17 protein-coding genes are annotated in these 17,093 nt (G+C 30.6%); 5 read left to right on the top strand and 12 right to left on the bottom strand.

The features are described from left to right. Positions 1–146: 146 nt before the first annotated feature. The gene (locus ACZ2G2_RS14695; RefSeq protein WP_470393003.1) at positions 147–863 is read right to left on the bottom strand and encodes a LamG domain-containing protein; all 717 of its coding nucleotides are present in this window, start codon (positions 861–863) and stop codon (positions 147–149) included. A gap of 131 nt (positions 864–994) precedes the next feature. After that, positions 995–1,834, bottom strand: a complete 840-nt coding sequence (locus ACZ2G2_RS14690) for a hypothetical protein (protein WP_470393002.1) — start codon at positions 1,832–1,834, stop codon at positions 995–997. 237 nt (positions 1,835–2,071) lie between these two features. Here ACZ2G2_RS14690 and ACZ2G2_RS14685 point away from each other — a divergent pair, with 237 nt between their 5' ends. Then, on the top strand, positions 2,072–3,277 hold the full coding sequence (locus tag ACZ2G2_RS14685; protein ID WP_470393000.1) for a MalY/PatB family protein: 1,206 nt from the start codon (positions 2,072–2,074) through the stop codon (positions 3,275–3,277). 225 nt (positions 3,278–3,502) lie between these two features. Here ACZ2G2_RS14685 and ACZ2G2_RS14680 read toward each other — a convergent pair whose 3' ends face one another. Then, positions 3,503–3,826 carry a winged helix-turn-helix transcriptional regulator gene (locus tag ACZ2G2_RS14680; protein ID WP_470392998.1) on the bottom strand — a complete coding sequence of 108 codons (324 nt, stop codon included), beginning with the start codon at positions 3,824–3,826 and terminating at the stop codon, positions 3,503–3,505. A gap of 137 nt (positions 3,827–3,963) precedes the next feature. On the opposite strand from ACZ2G2_RS14680, the gene ACZ2G2_RS14675 reads away from it, so the two are divergent. Continuing rightward, a complete protein-coding gene (locus tag ACZ2G2_RS14675) occupies positions 3,964–4,842 on the top strand; it encodes an SDR family oxidoreductase (protein WP_470392996.1) in 879 nt (292 codons plus the stop codon). A gap of 283 nt (positions 4,843–5,125) precedes the next feature. Here ACZ2G2_RS14675 and ACZ2G2_RS14670 read toward each other — a convergent pair whose 3' ends face one another. From ACZ2G2_RS14670 to ACZ2G2_RS14645, 6 genes are all read right to left on the bottom strand, one after another. Continuing rightward, positions 5,126–5,839, bottom strand: coding sequence for a DUF2071 domain-containing protein (locus tag ACZ2G2_RS14670; RefSeq protein ID WP_470392995.1), 714 nt, complete (start codon positions 5,837–5,839; stop codon positions 5,126–5,128). 175 nt (positions 5,840–6,014) lie between these two features. Continuing rightward, entirely contained in the window at positions 6,015–6,599 is a 585-nt protein-coding gene (locus ACZ2G2_RS14665; protein ID WP_470392994.1) for a hypothetical protein, read from the bottom strand. A gap of 47 nt (positions 6,600–6,646) precedes the next feature. Then, a complete protein-coding gene (locus ACZ2G2_RS14660) occupies positions 6,647–7,600 on the bottom strand; it encodes a toxin-antitoxin system YwqK family antitoxin (protein WP_470392993.1) in 954 nt (317 codons plus the stop codon). Positions 7,601–7,812: 212 nt separating this feature from the next. Next, positions 7,813–8,511 (bottom strand): hypothetical protein, encoded by a 699-nt coding sequence (locus tag ACZ2G2_RS14655; RefSeq protein ID WP_470392992.1) that lies wholly within the window; start codon positions 8,509–8,511, stop codon positions 7,813–7,815. A 263-nt stretch (positions 8,512–8,774) separates the two neighbouring features. Continuing rightward, positions 8,775–9,314 (bottom strand): hypothetical protein, encoded by a 540-nt coding sequence (locus ACZ2G2_RS14650; protein WP_470392991.1) that lies wholly within the window; start codon positions 9,312–9,314, stop codon positions 8,775–8,777. Between the two features lie 206 nt (positions 9,315–9,520). Then, entirely contained in the window at positions 9,521–10,687 is a 1,167-nt protein-coding gene (locus tag ACZ2G2_RS14645) for a hypothetical protein (protein WP_470392990.1), read from the bottom strand. A 390-nt stretch (positions 10,688–11,077) separates the two neighbouring features. Between ACZ2G2_RS14645 and ACZ2G2_RS14640 the strand changes: the two genes are divergently transcribed. The 3 genes from ACZ2G2_RS14640 (at position 11,078) to ACZ2G2_RS14630 (ending at position 13,130) form a co-directional block, all read left to right on the top strand. Beyond that, positions 11,078–11,380 carry a carboxymuconolactone decarboxylase family protein gene (locus ACZ2G2_RS14640; protein ID WP_470392988.1) on the top strand — a complete coding sequence of 101 codons (303 nt, stop codon included), beginning with the start codon at positions 11,078–11,080 and terminating at the stop codon, positions 11,378–11,380. Between the two features lie 171 nt (positions 11,381–11,551). Further along, complete coding sequence (locus ACZ2G2_RS14635; RefSeq protein ID WP_470392987.1) at positions 11,552–11,875, top strand: RidA family protein; 324 nt, start codon at positions 11,552–11,554, stop codon at positions 11,873–11,875. Between the two features lie 49 nt (positions 11,876–11,924). Beyond that, positions 11,925–13,130, top strand: coding sequence for a MalY/PatB family protein (locus ACZ2G2_RS14630; RefSeq protein WP_470392985.1), 1,206 nt, complete (start codon positions 11,925–11,927; stop codon positions 13,128–13,130). 6 nt (positions 13,131–13,136) lie between these two features. Here ACZ2G2_RS14630 and ACZ2G2_RS14625 read toward each other — a convergent pair whose 3' ends face one another. From ACZ2G2_RS14625 to ACZ2G2_RS14615, 3 genes are all read right to left on the bottom strand, one after another. Next, complete coding sequence (locus ACZ2G2_RS14625; RefSeq protein ID WP_470392983.1) at positions 13,137–13,727, bottom strand: TetR/AcrR family transcriptional regulator; 591 nt, start codon at positions 13,725–13,727, stop codon at positions 13,137–13,139. A gap of 48 nt (positions 13,728–13,775) precedes the next feature. Then, positions 13,776–14,711, bottom strand: a complete 936-nt coding sequence (locus ACZ2G2_RS14620) for a ketopantoate reductase family protein (protein ID WP_470392981.1) — start codon at positions 14,709–14,711, stop codon at positions 13,776–13,778. A gap of 94 nt (positions 14,712–14,805) precedes the next feature. After that, complete coding sequence (locus tag ACZ2G2_RS14615) at positions 14,806–17,088, bottom strand: TonB-dependent receptor (RefSeq protein WP_470392979.1); 2,283 nt, start codon at positions 17,086–17,088, stop codon at positions 14,806–14,808. Positions 17,089–17,093: the final 5 nt, after the last annotated feature.

Below are 17,093 nucleotides of genomic sequence, written 5' to 3'. Positions count from 1 at the left end.
GTCCGATATTCTTTTTAATTATAATTGAAAACAAGAAGTTGCAACATATAGGTTTTAACTAAATCATAATTTACTATTGCGTGATACCGTTTAGAATAATATCACGCTCTAAGATTGAATAATTACCATAACAATTATAACTTTAGTTACAAGTTGTTATGCAAAGCTAAAATTTCAGATTCAGTTAAAGCCACATTGTAAAGCCTTACTTCGTCAATAACACCTTTAAAAGTATTACTTTCTAATCGTAACCTTGAACCAATTAATAAAGGGAATGAATTTGTATTACTTTCTCCATTAATAATAACAGAATCTTCCAGGACTCCATTTACGTATAAAAACATCTCAGAATCCTTTAAGACTCCCGTTATTAAATACCATTCATTTATTTGATACCCTTGCTTACTGACGTGGTTTATTGTTGCTCCATTTTCTGTAGTAGCAGTAAATGAGATGGTACCTGTCGCGGACATACTTAATCCATAAGGCACAGTTCCTATTCCATTTACGGCAGCACCTTTTCTTATAATTGTTTGCGATTTGATTTCTTCAGTGTTAACAAGTGCTGAGATTGTAAATTCATTTGTTAAATTTAATGCCGCACTGTGGTTAATTTCTATAATATCATCTATACCATTAAATCTAAAAGCACTGTTGTCTATCCCTTGGTTGTCAGTACTTAAAATGGCACCTTTAACCAAACTAGTATTCTCTAAATTTACTTGGTCAATAGCATTACCATTAAAAGGAAAATAAGCGACTAAATTTTTATTGCTTGTATCAATGGTTTGCATATCATCATCGTTATTACAACTAATTAGTGCTAAAAATAAAAGTCCAAAAAGTAATGTTGTGTTTTTCATAATTGATAAGTTAGGTTTAGTCTCCATCTAGCACATTTATTATGCCAATTTGAGTAATTTTTAATTTAAATTTGAGAGGCTTAATTTCGTTTTTAGTAAAATAATATGCTAATATATTTTAGACTTTATTTTTACTCAAAAAAAGGCATGATTTTAATAGCTTCTTTAGAATACGTTACCTGTTTGTTTTTTAGTTTTTTAAATTCAGCTTTAATAAAATCATTGCAATAGTTTCTAAAAGCTTCTTCTGATATTTGAGAACCGCAATAGGTAATATAAAACTTGAATGTATCGTCATACAACTGATAATGGTGTGGTCGCTCAATAGCTGATCGGTGAATTATTTTATTTAAAGCTTTCATGTTATTTAAACTATATGTAAAATAACGAGAACGTATGGTATCCTTTTTTAAATTGTAACGACTATTCATTTTAATAATTGGACGGTTTAAATATTCAGGAGTGGGTTTAAAATATGTGAAAATAATAAATTGGTCTAAAACAGTATCGGCGACAATAGTTTTTACTTGGCGCGACACGTTGTTAAATTTAGTTTTAACCTTTAAAACCTTTTTTTCTTTCTGTAAATAAGTATTTAATGCTTTTGTAGCTGATTTATTATATGATATTTGACTGGTAGGAAAATGCTTTTTTAAAGCATAATAATCTAGTGATGGATAAAGTGTTACATCGCTTGTTGTAAATAAACTATCATTTGTACACACATATATAAATGGATAATTTTTTTGAGTTTTTTTTATTAGCTGACTAACACTATCTAAAGATTTGGTATAAACCTCTATTGAATTTTCTAATTCTTTATCGGAACCTCCTATATTAATTTGACGATGTTCTTGTTCTAATTTGTAATTTTTTATCAGACTAGGACCAAACCAACCTATCAGATAAATTAGTACAACCGCACCTAATATAGCTACTTGGAAAGTCCTGTATTTTAGTTTTTCGTTCATTTTTTTAATAATTTTGAACATTATAAAATTATAAAAACTAACCTATTTTATAGTGTTTTATGGAGGTTTTACCATATATAATCGTCTAATTTAATAAATAAAATACAGATATTAATAGCAAGTATTTTTATAATTAATATAATGCTAACCTTTAAGTATGCGTAGCAGTTTTCTATATGGAGCATACTTGATTTAAATCTAAGGTTGTATTTTTACTTAGCCTAAATTTTATAAGAAATGTCATCTACTAAATATCAATTTAATCAAGTATTAGAACGCAAAGAAACAAATGCCATGTCTCTTGAAGGTTATAGAGGGTATCTTTTTGATCCAGAGGAAGACCTTAGTGGTAAATATCAAGAGGCAGATTTTATCAAAATGTGGGTTGCAGATATGGAGTTTGCTATTGCTCCAGAAATTATTAATGCTATGAAAGCGCGTTTAGAGCATCCTTTATTGGGATACTCTATGGTTGCTGATCCTTCTTATGCTTTAAGTTTTAAGCAATGGTGTATTAAGCGTTATAATTGGGCGATTGACATAAAGCATTTAGTACACGCCAAGGGTGTTGTCCCTGCTTTATATGATTTGATTGGTCATATTTGTAAATCAGATCAAAAAGTATTGATTATTACGCCTTCTTATGCCTTTTTTAAGCATGGAACGGATTATAATGAGGTAGCGTTGGTCTGTTCTGATTTGCTAGAAGAAAAAGGTGAATTTAGAATGGATATCGATGATATAAAAATTAAAGCTTCAGACCCTAAATGTGTTTTAGCAATATTTTGTAGTCCACATAATCCTTCGGGAAGATTATGGTCTAAAGAAGAGTTAGTAGCGTTTGGCGACGTTTGTTTAGAAAACGGATTGACTATTATCTCTGACGAAATTCATTGTGATGTGCTCCGTAAAGATAAAATTTTCACACCATTGGCTAGTCTTTTTCCTAATTCGGATAAGATTATCACTTGTATGGCACCAAGTAAAACATTTAACCTTGCGGGGAATATGTTTGCTAACATTATCATTCCTAACGAAGCATTACGCCTTAAGTACAACGAAAATTATTTACCTGTAGAAAATCCATTAAGCATCGTAGCAGCTAAGGCTGCTTATTCAGAAGGGCATGCTTGGTTGGTTGAGTTGATAGATTATTTAGATGATAACTTTAAGTACTTAAAAGCACAATTAGATACCTATTTACCTAGGGCGACATTCAAAATTCCGGATGCAACGTATTTGGCTTGGGTAGATGTTAGTTATTATTTTAAGGATAATGAAAACCTTACTTTATTCTTTGCTAAAAATGCTGGTGTTTTACTTGAAGGAGGCAATATGTTTGTTGCTAATGCTGATGGCTATATTAGATTAAACCTAGCGTGTCCTAGAGTAATATTGGAAGAAGGCTTATGCCGAGTAATAAAAGCTATATTAGAAAAGTAATTGTTTTTATGTGGTATTGTAAAACGTTTTTTAGTTTTTATTCTATTTAATATTTGAAGGAAGCTAAAGTTTCTGTCAATTGTTGAATATTAATATTTTGGAATTATTATCAAAGTCAATTTACTTAATTTGATATTTAGTAAGAGATGCTTTTAAATATTTAGCTTAAAGCGTCTAGAGTTTTTTATCATAAATCTAATGATGCCAATTGGTATAATATGGTATTTAATGATCTTGTTGTTTTTCTATCAACTCAGAACCAAAATCTTTAATTTGATCTATTATTGGTAAAATTTTTTGTCCTTGAATAGTTAGTGAATATTCTACTTTAGGCGGAATTTCTGGATAAGCTTTTCTATTTAAAATTCCTGCTTTAGTTAAGTTTTTTAGCTCTTGAATCAGCATTTTTTCACTAATTTGAGGAATAAGTCTTTTTAGTTCTCCAAACCTTCTTTTTTCATTACCAATTTGAAAGATTATAAGTAATCTCCATTTTCCTCCTATGACGCCTAGCGCAATATTTACAGGACAGTTTTCACTTATTAACATTTTTTTAATTTTTATTAAGTATTTGATTATCAGTTTTACATACCTTTTTGTAAGTACCTTACTTTTATGTAGGTACTTGTAAAAAGTCAGGTAATGTAATACTTTTGAATTATAAATTAATATATAAAATAATAAACATGAAAATATTTGTATTAGGGGCTTCTGGTTTTCAGGGAGGTAGTATAGCACAAGAGTTAATAAGAAAAGGACATGATCTGGTAACATTAAGACGTTCTGAAGGCAATCTGCCACTTCTACCAAATATAAGTGTTGTAACAGGAGGGTTAGAAAATATTGACGCTTTAAATAAAGCATTAATTGGTGTAGATGCAGCTGTTTTTACTTTCCCTTTATTATTTGATTTAAATTTAGTGAAAGAATATACTTTGAATTTTATTAAGGCAGCAAAAGCACAAAATATTCCCCATGTTGTATTTAATGTTGGTTTTGACTTACCAGAACAAAAAGAGGGGTTATTAGCTCTTAACATTAAATCTCAGATTAAAACATTATTTGATCAATCTGGGCTTAATGTAACAACATTAGTACCTGATATTTATATTGATAATATTTCTGCACCATGGTCAATTCCTGTAATTTTAAACAATGGTATTGTTCCTTATCCAGTTGCATCAGGACATAAGGTACCTTGGATTAGTCATTCAGATTTAGCAAAATATGTTGCGTCTGCTATTGACAAACCGGAATTGTCAGGTAGTGTTTTACCTATTGGTGGTAATTTATTTTCTGGTGAAGAAATAGCAGCTGCTATTTCATTAGAAATAGGAAAAGAGCTTCGTTTTATTTCAGTAACTCCGGATGAATTTGAGAATAAAATTTCACCAACTTTTGGAGAAGTTGCAGGAAGAGAAATCTCAAATCTATATAGATATGTGGAAAGCAATAGAAATCAAATCATTGCTAAAGATTTTAAAAGAACACAAGAAATATTAGGGGTGACTCCACAAAACTTATCGGAATGGGTTAAGTCTGTAAATTGGGAATTACCAGCATAATTTTTAAAGATTTAGTACAGGTTGCTTCATAAAGTAATCTGTATTAAATTTAGTTTAAAAGGTCCATGGAGACATTCTTAAATTTAACTTTTATATTGTAATATGTGTATTTAATCATGGTTTAATAAAGCTGAAAATCGAAAAGAATTATGTCACAAAAATAACTGACTACTAATTAGTTAACTTTTGGATACAGAAATTAAATTATAATTAGAACAGATTATAAGCATGTTGTTAGGTAAATTTAGAATTGTCTGTGTTTTTATTTCGTTTTTAGATTGAATCAGTTTTTGATTTTTGACAACCCAATCCATTCGTGTTCAATATCCTTCATTAATAAAGCATTATCAAATTGGACAGAACCTTTTGGGAAAATACTTTCATTTTCAAAAAAACTTGATCTTACGTGATCAACTTCTAAAAGAGATACTTTCCAATTATAGACTTTTAATTCAAGGCCATCAAAATTATTTTTGTCGGGAGAATAGCCCACTGCGCCATTTTCAAAGAATTTAGAAGCACAGTCTAAATTTTCAAATACACTTTCGGTATTCCAAGTATTTGTTTCTTTTGCTGTTATGGATAGTGCAGTACCGTCATGACTTATAAAAGCGACTTTGTACTGTCCGTCTTTTTCATTTATTGTGAAATTTGCTAAATGATGGATTCCTGGAAATATAGTTCCTCCAGCTAATGCATTTAACTTGGAAGACGTATCTCTTCTTGGTATATAAACACCTTCTTTTTGCTTACCATTTTCAGTCCATACAACAGCAATACGATGTGCGCCATTTTCAGATGAAATTCCGATTTGTTTAGGCAAACCTTTTGGTCTGATGTCCTTTAATCTTATCAAACAGATTCCTGCAACACCTTTTCCATTTACTAATTTAGGTTTAAAAGGTTTTGGTAAATAATTTTCTAAGACCGCTTTATCAATTTGATAATTGATTAAAATTCGTCGGTCTATAATTCCTTTTATTTTTGGGATTTTCATTTGATTGATTAAATATAAAGGACTTTTTTTACTAAGTTTTTTTGTTTAATGTTGGTTCTGTTTTTGTGCCTATTTTAACATGATATTAAAATTCTGCTAAAGCAAAACTATAGACTGTTTTACCTTTATTTTATTACAGTAATCGTTTTCTATATTTAGTTTAATTGAATAATAATTAAATCTCAGTTAATAAGTTAAGAGAGCTTGTCATGTCGTTACTTTTAAAGCTTATTAAATATACTGGTTTATCCTTTTTGGAAGGGTTAGCTATTATAAATTCCATTTTATTATTTGTGTATTTTTCCAATATTACAGACGCTTTCTCTTTTGCTTCTGTGATTGTTATCTTATCGGTCTCTAATTCCTTGTTTAATGCTTCAATTTTAGGATTAACCTCGTGTTCATTCATTAATAAACTTTCAAGTGAGACTCCTTTTTTGTCCAAAATTTTTACCGATTTATTAGCTATTAAAATATTGGCAATCTGCCATTCTTTTTGTCCTTGACCGTTAGTTTCAAAAAGAATATATCCAATGCTACCGGTCAATGAATATACAGGTGTAGTTCTGTCTAATTTAATTTTGTATATTTTTTTTATAGAGTCTATTTCTTTCCCTGTTAGGGTTCTTTCTGTACTTAAAGTCTCTAATAGACTAGACTGTGTCCTTTTCATTTCTCCTTTATCTTGATAATAACTAATTACACTAATTAGACCTATTATAAACATAATAGCAAAAATAATTAATTGGATAGCTCCCATAAAAATTGGTGTTTTGGTAAAAAAAAATGTAAGATAATAACGTTTATTTAAAACTCCTTTTTTTTGTAAGATTTTTCGATATTTAATTTTAATTCGCCTTTAACTAATTCGTAATGATTTTTTATAAGCACTTCACCTTCTTTATATATAAACTCATTATAATATTCGTTGATTTGATTAAATTGAAAAAGATGACCAGTATTTGGTTCGCCATCTTTAAAATTTATTTCAACAGTTTTACCGTTTATTGGATTTATGGATCTTTCTAAAACCACGGTATTATTAACAAAAGTTTGTTCTGATAATAAATCGCCTTCATAAAAAACTTTTTGAATACCTTCTCTTTTACCATTTTTATAGTTTGTGTGAATAGCTATTAAAAAATCATTTTGAATATCTAAACCATCAATAATTTGTGAACTTGAAGAAAGGTATATCCCTATACCTATTAATTTATCACCTTTATTACTCATCCAATATACGGTATCTTTTTCTGCACCAAATACACGTGTTTCTAGGTTACGAAAATAATTTGGGGCTTCTAATTCTACTTGTTTTATTAATTTGCCCTTTTTATAGTATTGCTTATAGGAATTGTAAGCGTAAACACCATCATAAACTTTTCCGTTTCTATATTCAGTGGTATAGTCGATTTTACCATTTTTTAAATAAGTTGTACTTAAACCGTGTAGTATGCCCTTTTTGTAATGAGCCGAACTGAGTTTTTTTCCATCAGAATTATACCATACTATTTTGTCTTCTAAGGTTTCTTTTTCTAGATCAGAAAAATACCCTTCCATTTGTAGGTTCCCATTAATGTAAAAATCTTTTATATGAAATAGAGAGTCGTTTTTTTTAGTAAGTATCCTGTAAAATTCAGCTTTATCTTTAGTCGATGTATTCCATTCTGAATCAAAATAAATTTTGGTTTGACTGTAAGTATTTATTGATATAAATAGAAATAATATTATAGCTACTAAGCGTTTTAAATCTTTTCTCATTTTTTAATACTGTTTTGATTCTTTAGAAATGTCTATATTAAATAAGGTTTGTTATAAATTTTACAACCTAATTTAGTAAATAAAATTAGAATAGAAAATTTTCTAAGATTTGTAATAGTAGTAGAGAAGCGTTAGTATTTATTGTTTTTCAGAGATAATGTATATGTTACATGGATTATAGATCACTTAAAATTATGCTACTCTTATAATTATTAACAGATTAATAGCAAGCGGCTATTTCCACCTTTTTCCTTAGGTGCGCGGTGTATACAAGGTAGGACTTGGCTTCTTGGGTGATCAACTGCTAGCTTCCATAAATGACCAACGCCTAGGTTTATAATATTAGCATTAGGTTTGGGCTGATAGTGTAAATCAAAGAAATACTCGCTTAAAAACGATTCAAAACCATCATCAGCACCATCATATAGTTTTTTTAATTCCTGACGTATTTCTGGTACCAATATTTTCTGATTGGCTTGTGTATTGGGTAATATCTCACTAGGTTCTCCGTGATAAGTGCATAAAAAAGTATTGGTTGGTATAGGAGAACGGTCTACATGAAAAGAGTACACATCCGTTGGAAAAAGGGGATAGGCATCGTCTCTTTGATAACTCTTGATCACATTAAGTATTGGAGAGGCGCCTTGCGCTTTTAGCGTCTCTAAATCATTTAAAATAATATTACGGGCGAGTTGTCCCTGTGCACTCAATTTTAGATCTAGTAGCTCTTCTTGATTAAGTTCTACTATAGTTTCGTTTTGTTCTATTTGCTTAATAATTTCAGAAAAATCACCTACTAGATTACGAGTCCAACAACTTGCGTTAATTTCCGCTTGAAAAGGTATAGATATAAGATCTTTAAAATTTGTGACATATCTAATTTGTTTCTCAGTTTGAGATAAATCTATCATATTGGTGTATAATGTGATTGTATTTGATTAAATGAGTGTTTAAACGTCTAATTTAGGGAATAAAAAACAGAAATAATACTACGTAGGAAATCTTTTAAAGTGAATTTAACGTAGGTTAACTATTCATTATATATGGTGGTGCAAAATGTTTTTTAGACCATTTAAGAGGGGTTAAGTTTTACGTTTTCAGGAAATCCAGATGCCACAAAAACGCATTTTTGATTATTTTGTTACTAACCGCTTTTTTTATTTTCAGTTTAAATTCAAAAAATAATTCCAATATTTAATCCAATACCATTTGCTTTAATAATATTATCAGATGTTCCAATGCCTTCGTTGGTTAAACTAACATTTTTATGAGAATAGGAAAGATCAGATATTAAAAATAATTTTTCAGAAATTTTAAATTTATAGCCTAAACCAATATTGAAAGCCAATCCTTTTCTTAATTCAGAGTTTTTTCCGCCAATTTTTAATGTAGGTCCAATATCTAAAAATGCATAAAATGAATCCGCTTTATCAGACATATAAGTTCTTATATCCAGCATGACAGGTAAAGTGGTGAAATTATTATCACTATCAAGTCCAATTGCAATTCCAAGTGAGAGATAAGGAGAAATAAAATAACCATTTACAGTTTGCAAACTCCAAGCATGAGACTCACTATTATCAAGATCCGATAGTATGATTTTTTCACCTTCTATAATTAATTCTTGTTTTACAGAGGTGTTGGTAAAATATCCAATTTTTGTAATGTTAAAGAATCCTTTATTTTTTATTGACATCTCCAATGCCAATTTCATTTTGTGCAAAACTAAAAACAGTGGTTAATAGTAGAAAGAGTAAAATAAATTTTTTCATTTATTTTAGGTTTAGTTTGGTAAAAGCTTTAATATTTGATATTTGCACCTAATTTAGTAAATATCTATTGACCAATAAAATCCGCGAGAGTTTTAATAAGTAGGCTATAATTAGAAATAAATTATATACATTGTTATGCACAGGCTTTCTACTCAATTTTTTCAGCTAGTTTGTTTTTTAATCCCATTACTGTTGTTTGCTTCAATTCTAATGTAATTTCTTTTTTAGAGCTTATTTCGAATTCAATTAAATCAAAATATGGTAAATCGTCTATATAAGAAGTTGCCATAATATAAGCTTTCTCTCCAATGGGTAAAATTAAATCCTCTGCGTCATTATGAGTGAATCCGAAAGAACCATCCATTCTTTCGTAACCAGGAATGTACATATTTTTATTTGGTAATAAAAGCGAAGTAAATACATATGAAAAATCCTCATTTTTAACTTTTAGGCTTAAGTCTACAATTTCAGATTTTGGGTCATTAAAAAATTTGTCAATATTCGCCCAACCTAATTTTTTGACAGAAAAGATATAACTCGTATTAAAATCTTCTACAAATCCATTTTCTCCTTTTTTTGTTATAATCTCTGGAATAAATAAACCATTATGACTCTCTTTTAATTTAACTGTATCTCTTGAAATTCCGATTATCACGATATTAGCTTTTTGAAATTGAATTTTATCTCCTATTTTTCGTTCAGGATTCCAAAACCATTTGCCAAGTACCTTATCATCAAAGTTAGCGATATTGTCAAATTGATAAGTTATAGTTTTATAGGATTGTTCTAGACTTTTTAGTTTGTTGTTTAGAATACTATCTTGATTTATCCAATTTATTGATAAACTATCCTTTATTCCCTCAAAAATCAACATTTCATTGTCCAATTTTTTTGTCGGAATTATAATTCCGATTTCTTTTCCGTCTTTTAATTTTATTGTTTTGTTGTTTGAGTAAGCAGTTATTAATAGCATTCCACCACTTGATAAAAGTTTATTATTACTCGTGGTTGTTAAATTGCCATTAATAAAGTCAATTGGATTGAAAACCTCTTTTATTTCTACTTGAATTTTATTTATTGAGTTCTCTTTTTTAAGTTGAAAGGAATTAGCATAAATTCTATATTTAGAACCTTTTTTTGTTACAAGAATAGTGTCCGTTTTTGCGTCAATATTAAAATATTCACTTTCAATATTTTCTTGATTGTATAATTCAGTGAATATTTTAGCTTTATTTTCAGCTATTGTATTTCTGCCATCTTTACACGATGAAAAAGCTAAAATTAATAATAAAGCAATTACGATTGTTTTTCTCATAGGTGTTTTTTTAGCTTGCGTAGAACGTTGATGTATAAGAATAGTTGCGGGTTTGTATGCGAGGAATTTCCGAAGGAAAATCAGACTTAACAAAAGTGCAATTACCTTTGATTAAGCACAATGTAGCAATTATTTTTATATGGTGTTAGGCAATGTGTTTGTTCATCTTATTTAAATTATCTTTTAAACTATCCATAAGCATAAGTGTCAATTAATTAAAAGTGCTTTTTAATAACTGTAATAAATTTTTCTGGAATACTAAAAGAAATTGGAGGTTGTGCAGCTGAATGTTTTTATAAAGACATTTTTTAACTTTTTTTTAACACAAAATCAAACAGACCAGTCTGTTTGATTTTGTAAGTTTGCATTCAACTTTAAATTATAAAAATTATGTACGACATGAAGCAATTGAATAAATTAGGAGCTTTAGGAAAAGGCGCACCTGCTGCAATGGAAGCTTTTCAAGCATTGGATAAAGTGGCTATGGGAGAAGGCGCAATTCCTATAAAATATAAGGAATTAATCGCTTTAGCAGTAGCACTTACTACTCAATGTCCTTATTGTCTTGAGATTCACAAGAAACATGCACTTGAAGCAGGAGCGACTGAAGAAGAATTAGCAGAAACAACTTTTATTGCAGCAACCTTAAGAGCAGGTGCAGCAGTGGTTCATGGTACGCACCTTATGAAGTAATTGTTTTAACTGTTTATTAGCGCAAGTCTCCCAATGGGAGACATTTGTGCTAGAAACTTATAAATAGCTGTAATGAATTACTCAATAAGGAATAACTTATATTTAGGAGTTTAAATCTTTAATCAATAATAAAAACGGATGTCGATAACTAGAACAGATATAACTCCACGTATGAGTAGGATTGTTGAACATAATAATACTATTTATCTTTGTGGCCAAGTGGCAAAAGATGGTACTAAAGGCATCAAAGAACAAACGATAACAACACTAGAAAAGGTTGAAGAATTGCTTAACAAAGCGGGATCTGATAAAAAACACATCCTTTCTGTAACCATTTATGTGAGAGATATGAAAGACTTCGCTGCAATGAATGATGTTTGGGATGCATGGGTAGCGGAGGGTTATCAGCCTACACGTGCATGTGTTGAAGCGCGTATGGCGAGACCCGAATTACTTGTAGAAATGTCTGTAGTTGCTGCAAAAATAACAGCATAAAAAACCTAAAATAACCTTATACTTTTTGTCAATTTAAATTTTTAAAATCATGCCATCTAATAACTACCAATTTAATCAAGTATTAGAACGTAAAGGAACCAATGCTATGTCTGTTGAGGGCTATAGAGGTTATCTTTTTGATCCAGAAGAAGATCTTAATGGTAAATACTCGGAAGATGATTTTATTAAAATGTGGGTGGCAGATATGGAGTTTGCTATCGCTCCAGAAATTATCAATGCTATGAAAGAACGCTTAGAACATCCATTATTGGGATATTCTATGGTAGCCGATCTTTCTTATGCGTTAAGTTTTCAAAAATGGTGTGTAGATCGTTATCAATGGAAGTTTAACATAGCACATTTAGTGCATGCAAAAGGTGTTATTCCTGCTTTATATGATTTGATTGGTTATCTCTGTAAACCAGATGAAAAAGTATTGATTGTTACTCCTTCTTATGCGTTTTTTAAGCATGGAGCTGATTATAATGGCGTAGAGTTGGTTTGTTCTGATTTGACAGAAGACCATGGTGAATTCCATATTGATATGGATGATATTAAAAAGAAAACGTCTGATGAAAAATGTGTTTTGGCGGTTTTCTGTAACCCTCATAATCCAACAGGGAGATTATGGTCTAAAAAAGAATTAGTGGAGTTTGGCGAAGTTTGTTTAGAAAATGGATTGACTATTATTTCTGATGAAATTCATTGTGACGTAATCCGTAAAGATAAAATTTTCACACCTTTGGCGAGTCTTTTTCCTAATTCGGATAAAATTATTACGTGTATGGCGCCAAGCAAAACATTTAACCTGGCAGGTAATTTGTTTGCTAATATCATTATTCCCAACGATGCATTGAGAATGAAATACAATGAGCATTATTTGCCTGTAGAAAACCCATTGAGTGTTGTAGCTGCTAAAGCCGCTTATTCAGAAGGTCATGCTTGGCTTATGGAATTGACAGATTATTTAGATGCTAATTTTAAGTACCTAAAAGAACAATTAGATACCTACTTGCCTCAAGCAAAATTTACAATTCCAGATGCAACCTATTTGGCATGGGTGGATGTTAGTTATTATTTTACGGATAATGAAAACCTAACCTTGTATTTTGCAAGACATGCAGGTGTTTTATTGGAAGGTGGAAATATGTTTGTCGCTAATGCAGATGGCTTTATTCGATTAAACCTTGCTTGTCCTAGAGTCATTTTAGAAGAAGGTTTGCGCAGAGTTATACAAGCTATTTTAGAAAAGTAGCTGATTTTAGTCGGTCTTTATGGAAGTATTTTTTTTATTTAATAGCATAGCACACAAATCTTTTGCTTCCTTAATAGGCCAATCTGCTTGATGTAAATTGCTTTCAACTACTGCTCCTTCATATAGTAAATATATTTTTCGTGATAGCGACTTGATTTCTGCTTCTTTAATATCGTCCAAGTTATCTGTTACGAGTTTAGAAATAAATTGAAGAAACTTATTTTTTTGATTTTGTATTTCATTTCTAATATTCTCATTATCTCCTGATATTTCTGACACAGTTTTGATAGACCAACACCCATTAAAATCTTCGGTATGATAGAATAATTCAAGAAAACCGAAAATAGCTAGTATTTGTGATTTTCCTTTTGGTTTGGAAGTGGTAAATTCTTCAATTTCTATATTAAAATTTGTGTCTTTGAAACGCAGAAAGGCAATACAAATATCTTCTTTGGATCTAAAATGAGCATAAAGTGTCGATTTAGCAATGCCAGCTTCAGAAACAATTTCATTTATTCCTGTAATATTATAACCATTCTTATAAAATAAGGATGATGCTGTCTCAATAATTCTATTTTTGATTTCGGAGTGTTTCACTTAGCAAATATACAAAACATTATAAAATAAGACAGGTCTGTCTTTTATCTAATAATGCTTAACGTTTAATTTATGATACATTTTGTAAAATGTTTCCATATTAATGTTGTTTTTCTTTCCTTCTGTAACTACATAGCCCGTTAAACTTTCTAGTTCCGTATTTTTTTTTCTGCTTCGAAAGTCAGAGTGCATAGAAGTGGTCGCATCATCTGGAAGTGATTTAAGTTTCTCTATAACTAGCTCTTCCTGATTTTTATCAATATTAATTTGCTTTGATATAGCCAAATTCGTGACCTCGTTTATTAAACTGATTAACAAGTCAGACTTTTCTTTACTCTTTAAAATAGTACCAATCTCTGTATCAAAGTATGCTGTAGCCGTAGCAATAGAAGATAAAAAAATGAACTTCTCCCAAATGATTTTATTAATGTCCTTTGATAAATCAGATTTAATATTTGATTTTAAAAGCGCATTCTGAAGAAATTGTAGTTTTTCATTTCCTCCAGTATCAATACCAAAGAATAATGAATGAACATGCCCTCTTTTTATAATCAATCCAGGCTCTTCTAATCTTGAAACAAGATACACACAACCTTTTGCAATAAGGTTCTTGGGCAGTTGCTTAGAGATCTTATCTTTACTATCAACTCCATTTTGTAAAGGTATAATTATGGTATCATCATTAATAGATGGCAATAGTTGTATTACAGTTTCCTTCAAGTCATATGTCTTGGTACATATTAGAATATAATCAACAATACCAAAATCACTTACTTCATCCGAAATTAGGTTTGGTTTGATAATCGATTCAACTTCATTGTCATTAATTCGTAATCCAGATTCTTGAATTTTTATTAAATTCTTTCCTCTAGCAAGAAAAAAGATATCAAGCTCCTTACTATCATAGTATTCTTTAGCGAGTAATCCTCCAAAGTATCCACCTATGCCTCCAATTCCAGCGATTAATATTTTCTTTTTTGACATTTTTGATATAATTGTGCCTAACTCGTTATATAACAACTAAAGTAGTGAATATCCCACAAAATTCCCGGGATATCCACACTTTTTGTAATAATTGTTACATAGTATACCCCAGACCAATGCTGATATTACGTCCCATATTTGCAATGCCTTCAGATTTTAATCTTGATAGGTGATTAATGTAGACTTTGTCTGTTAAGTTAGTACCAGATAAACTAATTTGTAAAGGGTTATTAAATAAGCTAACGGTTGTACCAAAACCTGCACTTAGTAGTGTATAACTTGGTGTGGTGGTTTCAAAAGCACTAATGTTACTTTGTAAAAAGGTGCTTTTTAATTTTACAAACGCATAACTTTTTGTAAAGGTTGTGTTCTCAAACTCTACACGTAAGGTATTAGTTAAGCTATTGGCAGGGATTAATGGCAAATAGTCTTTGTTTTCTTGCTGTCCAATAACGGTTTCAAAACTAGACTCAACATGTAACCAATCTAAAGGGTGTGGATGTAAATGTAATCCAAATTCGCCACCATACAAACGGGCATCACTTTGCAAGTAGTTATACACTGGTGTATCATCAATAGTTTCGCCATTAGGCGCTAAGAAAATATAATTATTAATATGATTGTAAAAACCGTTTGCGAATACTTCAAAGTGTTTGTTGTTATATTCTAAAGCTAAATCGCTTTGGAAGTTTTGCTCATTTTTAAGTGCAATATTTCCAATTTCATAACGGTTTGTTCCTTCGTGGGTTCCGTTTGAGGCTAATTCAGATAAATTAGGAGCTCTAAATCCGCTAGCTAAATTTAATCTTACTACTGTGTTTTTTAACAAGCTAGCTTTGATTCCGGCTGCACCATTAATACTATTATATTGCTTTTTTATACTGTTATTAATGTTGATATTACGGTTGTCAAATCTTGCTCCTAATTGGACGTCAAAGGTTTCAAAATGTATGTGAGACGTTGCTAGTACACCAACATCATTAGTGGTTGCATCTGGTATTAATAATTCTTCTCCATAATTGGTATTTACTTGATTCATCCCTTGCAAGCCAACAATAGTTTCAAATTTACCTAACGTTGGTAAATTATATTTTACATCATAATTAAACGTCTTAAGTTTCATGTGCAACGCAGGTGCTTCTGCTTCTAGCTCGTCGTCATGGTCTTCATCTTCATGTGCTTCTTCGTCGTGCTCTTCATCCTCGTGCGCGTCTTCGTCGTGGTCTTCATCATCGTGGTCCGCGTCATGGTCGTGATGATGGTCTTCAAATTCTTTTCTATCGTTATAAATAAATCCAAGATTAACATCTAAACTAGAATTGTTAAAAAACCAAGTACTTTTAGAACTTAAAATATGATTTGTTAAGGATTGGTATGGCTCTAACGGTGTCCTGGAGTTTGATTGTGCTCCGATTTCTTCTGGGATACCTAATTTAGATAAGTTAACGTTGTATCTAAAATCAGTTTTAAAATTAGTGCTTTGGTAACCTAAACCTGCTTTTAAATCTTGCTCTCTAAACCGTGTATTTGTTACACTATAATTTTTAGTTTCGTAATCACTATGTTCCGCTTGACTAGCACGTATTAAAAACTTAAACTGATCTGCAGATTTTTTAAAGCCCACATTAGTACTGTAACCTTCTGTATTTGAAAAATAGCGCGTATTAACATCTGTTTTACTGCTGTTTGATGCGGCATAACGTTCTGGATTTAGATATAACACACCTCCAAGTGCATCACTACCATATAGGAGGGACGCTGGTCCTTTTATAACCTCGACACTTTCTATACCAGCATCATTAACTCCCAAGCCATGCTCAGCTCCAAATTGTTGATTTTCTAGTCGTACGCCTTGTGCATACACTAAAACACGATTACTACTTAGTCCTCTAATGACTGGTTTTCCAATGCTTAAACCAGTAGTAACACTTTCTACACCTGCAATATTTGTAATACCTTCAGACAGGGTAACAGCTCCTTTTGCTTGTAAATCTGATATTTTTTCCTGTTCCACTTTCATAACGTTATCTCTTTGAAGTTTATGAAACGGAGTGGATAATATGACCTCGTCCATTTCGATAACAGAAGGGATGATTTCAAATGTTAAAAGTTGGGTAGTAGGAAGGGTAATATTTTGAGATATAGTTTCAAATCCAATAACGGAAACCACTATTTTTTGTGTTCCCGATGGTAAATTATTTATTGTGAATTGACCATTACTATCTGTAGTTGTTCCTTTTTCTAACTGAGGAAAGTAAATGGTAGCATCAGAAACGGTTTCTGACGTATTTATAATTGAGACCTGCCCAGACAGGCTTTGTTGTGCTATTGATACAGTAGAAACTACAGCCAATAGCATAAAATATAAAGTTTTCATTTTAT

This window comes from Olleya sp. KKT75 (assembly GCF_055635485.1).
Note: the sequence above shows the minus strand (reverse complement) of the source record. Positions and strands in the feature narration are given on the sequence as shown.

Bases quoted from the DNA above. Each gene is read 5' to 3' on its own strand.
- ACZ2G2_RS14695 (WP_470393003.1), bottom strand. From the start codon at position 863: ATGAAAAACACAACATTACTTTTTGGACTTTTATTTTTAGCACTAATT.
- ACZ2G2_RS14690 (WP_470393002.1), bottom strand. From the start codon at position 1,834: ATGAACGAAAAACTAAAATACAGGACTTTCCAAGTAGCTATATTAGGT.
- ACZ2G2_RS14685 (WP_470393000.1), top strand. From the start codon at position 2,072: ATGTCATCTACTAAATATCAATTTAATCAAGTATTAGAACGCAAAGAA.
- ACZ2G2_RS14680 (WP_470392998.1), bottom strand. From the start codon at position 3,826: ATGTTAATAAGTGAAAACTGTCCTGTAAATATTGCGCTAGGCGTCATA.
- ACZ2G2_RS14675 (WP_470392996.1), top strand. From the start codon at position 3,964: ATGAAAATATTTGTATTAGGGGCTTCTGGTTTTCAGGGAGGTAGTATA.
- ACZ2G2_RS14670 (WP_470392995.1), bottom strand. From the start codon at position 5,839: ATGAAAATCCCAAAAATAAAAGGAATTATAGACCGACGAATTTTAATC.
- ACZ2G2_RS14665 (WP_470392994.1), bottom strand. From the start codon at position 6,599: ATGGGAGCTATCCAATTAATTATTTTTGCTATTATGTTTATAATAGGT.
- ACZ2G2_RS14660 (WP_470392993.1), bottom strand. From the start codon at position 7,600: ATGAGAAAAGATTTAAAACGCTTAGTAGCTATAATATTATTTCTATTT.
- ACZ2G2_RS14655 (WP_470392992.1), bottom strand. From the start codon at position 8,511: ATGATAGATTTATCTCAAACTGAGAAACAAATTAGATATGTCACAAAT.
- ACZ2G2_RS14650 (WP_470392991.1), bottom strand. From the start codon at position 9,314: ATGAAATTGGCATTGGAGATGTCAATAAAAAATAAAGGATTCTTTAAC.
- ACZ2G2_RS14645 (WP_470392990.1), bottom strand. From the start codon at position 10,687: ATGAGAAAAACAATCGTAATTGCTTTATTATTAATTTTAGCTTTTTCA.
- ACZ2G2_RS14640 (WP_470392988.1), top strand. From the start codon at position 11,078: ATGTACGACATGAAGCAATTGAATAAATTAGGAGCTTTAGGAAAAGGC.
- ACZ2G2_RS14635 (WP_470392987.1), top strand. From the start codon at position 11,552: ATGAGTAGGATTGTTGAACATAATAATACTATTTATCTTTGTGGCCAA.
- ACZ2G2_RS14630 (WP_470392985.1), top strand. From the start codon at position 11,925: ATGCCATCTAATAACTACCAATTTAATCAAGTATTAGAACGTAAAGGA.
- ACZ2G2_RS14620 (WP_470392981.1), bottom strand. From the start codon at position 14,711: ATGTCAAAAAAGAAAATATTAATCGCTGGAATTGGAGGCATAGGTGGA.
- ACZ2G2_RS14615 (WP_470392979.1), bottom strand. From the start codon at position 17,088: ATGAAAACTTTATATTTTATGCTATTGGCTGTAGTTTCTACTGTATCA.